A 4,681-nucleotide genomic window follows, 5' to 3' on the forward strand; every position below is an offset into this window, starting at 1 on the left:
ATCAACTACTACATATAAGCCTTACTTACTTAGAGCAAAAACCATTATACTACTAAGCATTAATTTCAATGAGGAAACCAGAATGATAGATAATTGGGCGCATGAAATACACGAAGAACATTTAGAGGAATAGCTGGTTATCAATTTTATAAATAAGTAGTTTGTCGGAAGACAAGATCCTAAAAAATACCCCTTGTAAAATAATTACGATCAGCTAACCTACGTAAACCTATTAGGAGCAATGTCAGAAAAGCATTTCTTTTTTTTGATAAAGAAATCAAATAGTATACTCCCTTTATATCTATAAGGCAAGTAGGACAAGGAAGGTTTAGCTAAACCTTCCTTTTTAAGTTTAAAAAAATCTATTTGTGCTCGCACAATAGCCCAGCCATTTGTAAACTTGGCCAAGGCAACCATCCGAAAAAAAGCTAATAGGTTCAACCCTATATTTTTTGTAGTACGGCCCCAATTATTACCATCATGCTTATAGAGCATCAGTAACCTATTTCTAAAATTTAAGTAGGTTTTCCTAGGACTATTATAAGCCAATGTAGCCCCTCCTAGATGATAAACGGTGCTGGCAGCACAATAATAAACTTGCCAACTCGCAAGATGAGCACGCCAACAAAAATCAATTTCCTCAAAATGAGCAAAAAAAAGCTCATCAAAGCCTCCTAGTGCATGAAAGGCTTTGGCACGTACCAATAGACACGCCCCACTGGCCCAAAAAACCGGTCGTGTATCGTTGTATTGTCCATGATCTTTTTCAAGATGATTAAAAATTCTTCCTCGGCAAAAGGGATAGCCATAATCATCTATAAATCCACCAGCCCCTCCAGCATAATCAAATTGATCCGGTTGTATGAGCGACAGTATTTTAGGTTGGCAGCATGCAATAGCAGGATTACCCTCCATAAGGCTTACCAATCCTTTTAGCCAGTCTACTGTAACGAGTAAATCATTGTTTAAGAGCAAGTAATAGGTAGCTTCAATCTGCTTTAGGGCTAAATTATACCCTTTTGCCACACCATAATTAGACTGATAGACGATACGTTTTACCTCCGGAAAGTGATACTGTAGATAAGCTACGGATCCATCCGTAGAAGCATTATCGACTACTATAATGGGATAGCCATCGCTATAAAGCAGTAAGGTAGGTAAGTATTGTTTTAGTAATGCTAAACCATTATGGTTTAACAACACAATGGCCACATTGGGTGAATGGTTATTAGTTGCAGTAGCCTGTTTATGCCATTCCTGCATGCTTTTCCATCATTTCTTGGATCTTATGGTCTACCTCTTCCAATGCTAAGTTCGTAGCACCTACTATGAGATCCTGAACCATTTTTTGATCTTTTTTATTCAATAACGTTTCATCTATTGAAACAGAAAGTAGTTTTTTAGCCCCACTCACCGTTACCTGAACCAATCCAGCCCCCGTTTCTTTGGTTATCGTAATTTGTTCAATCTGCTTTTTGACCAGCTCCATCGTACCTCGAAGTTGGTCCATTTCTCCAAATAGCTTTTTTATGTCCATAATCATTAGATAAACATTAGTGTAATAATAGGGTTAAATAGCTCATCTGCTTTTTTTATGAGCTTGCACGATTTGGATTATGCAATAGCGTATAGGGGCTAAACTATGTATGAACACAAGCCATACTGCAAGCGTTAGTATAGTAGAATGGTGTGCTATAAGCAGTGGGCTAAAAAGCCAAATAAGTATAGGCAGATCTATCAAAAGCATACACAACCCTGCAACTAGATAAAATAAATAACTAGGTCTCATACCATCCAGTATTTGTGTCAAATAAACTTTGTCATAGCTTATGAGCGTATTTAACAACCAGGTTAGACCTAAAAATATAAAGAATTGTTGCATCCCTAATTTAAATCGAGAAGTTTGCAAGATTTGAGCAGGTCTTATTTTACAAGACAACATGACTAGCGCTCCAATAGCAAGCATCACTAAAGAAAAAAACATAGGAAATCTAACTGGAAAAATCTTTTGGATACAACTGAGCTCAGTTAGCCTATTAGATTGAGGTTTTATGAGTAAAAATAGTAGTTCAGAGAGTAGTAAAAGTAAAAAGATAAGTTGCACGTTATCTTTTGACACAGGTAGAACTTGGATATCTTCCTTAGAACAATCTTTAAACCCGGCAGATAACTTGTCAAGCCATTGCTCAGGTATAAGTGCAACCAGGAGACTACTGGCTACTGTTATGCCAATTGTAATGGCAACCATCATACCTAACAGATTCAGTATGGGTAACCCACTATTACCTGCAACAATTATAAGAAACATACCTGACATAGATAAAGGACTAACTAATAATCCCATATGTGCAGCAACCTCAAGTGCAACGATCAAGCGAGCCTTACTTGTGTCAGGCCTATTTTCTTCACATAGAGATCGACATAACCACTTTTTATCTCCTGTTAAAAAGACTAAACCATAGCAAAGCAGCAGAATAAAAAGCGAATAACCGTGGTTGAATTTTTCTAGAAAAGCACTGAATTTGTTTTTTAACAGATAAAAAAAACCAGCTGTTTCCAGCGTAGCCATCAAAAGTAACCAAGTAGCTTGCAAGAGCATTAAATCATGAGGCGGAGCCGCAGGTTGTACCCAAAAGGTTGATAACCCTAGGCCCAATCCACTCAATAACCCAACGGCAATGCCACCCAAACGCAACCCTACTATAAGCAGCAATAGGAGGATACCCCATCCAATTGTAATCATCATATAATGCATTAAACATTTATCAACCAGCTACCCCTATATAAACCAGTAAAAAACCAATGCCAATTGCACCAGCAATTGCTATTAAACCTGGTAACATAAAACTATGGTTAAAGAGAAATTTACCAATTCGGGTGGTGCCTGTTGTATCCAAATTAATAGCAGCCAACATGGTTGGATAAATAGGGATAATAAAAACACCATTAACCGCTGCTGCAGAAGCCAATAATATTTTAGGTGGAATGCCTAATGCCATACCTAATGGAAATACGGCTTTAATTGTAGCAGCCGAGCTACCCATAATAGCAGCCATTAAAACTAAAATAATAGCAAATTGCCAAGGGTGAGAAAGATAAGCTGATATAAACTGGAGTAAAACAGGTTTATTACTTTGCACAAAAGTACTGCTTAACCAGGCAACACCCAAAAGAGAAAACATCCCTTGTACACCAGCAGTAAATGCTTTACCCTGCGTAATAGACTTAGGTGAAACTCGGCACAACAACATAATCAATGCAGCAGTGGAGAGCATAACAATTGGAAGAATAGCATCAGATGACAACGATACTTTTATGCCATTTACCATCCAAGATGGGCGCAATGTTTGCATAGCATTCATTAAAACAATAACAAAACTACCGAGTAAGAAAGATACAATGGAAAGTTTAGCTACGGTAGAAGTTTGAGGCAGATCCGATAGATGGCCAATAGGTGCTACTATTTTACGCTCAATCATTGACGAAGCTGGCATATCTTTACTCAGCAGACTGGTTACAAATGTTGCAATGAATAATCCGCCCATTGTTGATGGAATGATAATCTTAAAAATGGTTAACATGGCTATTCCAGAAGCATTTAATAATCCGCTTAGAATAACCATTATAGAAGAAATGGGACTAGCAAGCGCACCGTGTAAAGCCGCAATAACAGAAAGAGATAAAGGCCGTTCTGGGCGAATACCTACTTCTTTAGAAACCTCTGCAATAACAGGAAGAATAGAATAAGCGATGTGGTTAGTACCACCCAAGAAGGTAATCGCATAAGTTACCATAGGACTAATATATATGATGCTACGTGGATGTTTTCTGATACACAACTCAGCCAATTGTACCAAGTAGCGCAACCCACCTGCAGCCTCTATCGTACCAACTGCAGCAACTACTGCAGCAATACAAAGCATTACATCAAAAGGCGGATTGGCTGGAGCGGCCCCTAAAAGCAACATAACCAATACGCCCAAACCTCCCAGCATACTTAGGCTAATGCCTTGTAAACGAGCACCCAAAAAGGAAGCAAGTAGAAGTATACTTAAGCCTATAAAAAGCATGCCACCAAAAAATTAATTATATCTTAAAAAACGTTCCAAACAGGACGACTATTACTGTTTATTTTAAATGCTAGAATAGAAAAATAACTCAAATATAGGTATAACGATACGAATAATAAAAGATTTATATAGAAGTAATTGACCCAATCAAAGACTTTCATTGATTTCAAATGAATTGACTGGTTTGGGTATTTTGATAATAATTATCTTAAAAATATGCTTAGGGCCAAGCAACAAGATAATCTATATTAATTAATATGCTCATAGATCTCACAGCCACAATGCCCCATAAAAAAGATTAGCTGAGTCGTCGACAACGACAGAAACAAAGAACCGAAAAAGCACATGCACAAGGCAGATATCAAGGCAAGCAAACTGATCATGAGTAACACCAGCAAGTGATCTACTAAGGAAAGATAGAATCAGAAGGGGAACCTGACGCAACCCACACGTAGCAAATTGATTAGCTCAATACAGAATAAGTACAGAACAATTATTTCCGTACAGGCAGTGTCGCTAGCTACTTAAACTAAATGAATTTCTATAAGTTAAAAACTTTTCAAGATAACCACCATTGGTACATAAGCCATAAGGTGTAGTAGTTGATATTT

Annotated in this window: 4 protein-coding genes; all 4 read right to left on the minus strand. The window is 37.5% G+C overall.

The window, feature by feature from the left end; genetic code table 11:
- Positions 1-219 precede the first annotated feature (219 nt).
- The 4 genes from MUW74_RS03620 to MUW74_RS03635 are packed head-to-tail and all read right to left on the minus strand — an operon-like array spanning position 220 to position 4,070.
- A complete protein-coding gene (locus tag MUW74_RS03620) occupies positions 220-1,263 on the minus strand; it encodes a glycosyltransferase family 2 protein (RefSeq protein ID WP_243519307.1) in 1,044 nt (347 codons plus the stop codon).
- On the minus strand, positions 1,247-1,537 hold the full coding sequence (locus MUW74_RS03625) for a YbaB/EbfC family nucleoid-associated protein (protein WP_243519304.1): 291 nt from the start codon (positions 1,535-1,537) through the stop codon (positions 1,247-1,249). Before MUW74_RS03625 ends, MUW74_RS03620 begins: the two co-directional genes overlap by 17 nt.
- 42 nt (positions 1,538-1,579) lie before the next feature.
- Positions 1,580-2,746: an anaerobic C4-dicarboxylate transporter family protein gene (locus MUW74_RS03630; RefSeq protein WP_243519301.1), complete on the minus strand. Its 1,167-nt coding sequence runs from the start codon at positions 2,744-2,746 to the stop codon at positions 1,580-1,582.
- A gap of 19 nt (positions 2,747-2,765) precedes the next feature.
- A complete protein-coding gene (locus MUW74_RS03635; RefSeq protein WP_243519298.1) occupies positions 2,766-4,070 on the minus strand; it encodes an anaerobic C4-dicarboxylate transporter family protein in 1,305 nt (434 codons plus the stop codon).
- Positions 4,071-4,681 lie beyond the last annotated feature (611 nt).

The sequence above is a fragment of the Candidatus Cardinium sp. cBcalN2 genome, assembly GCF_022810445.1.
GTDB lineage: Bacteria > Bacteroidota > Bacteroidia > Cytophagales > Amoebophilaceae > Cardinium.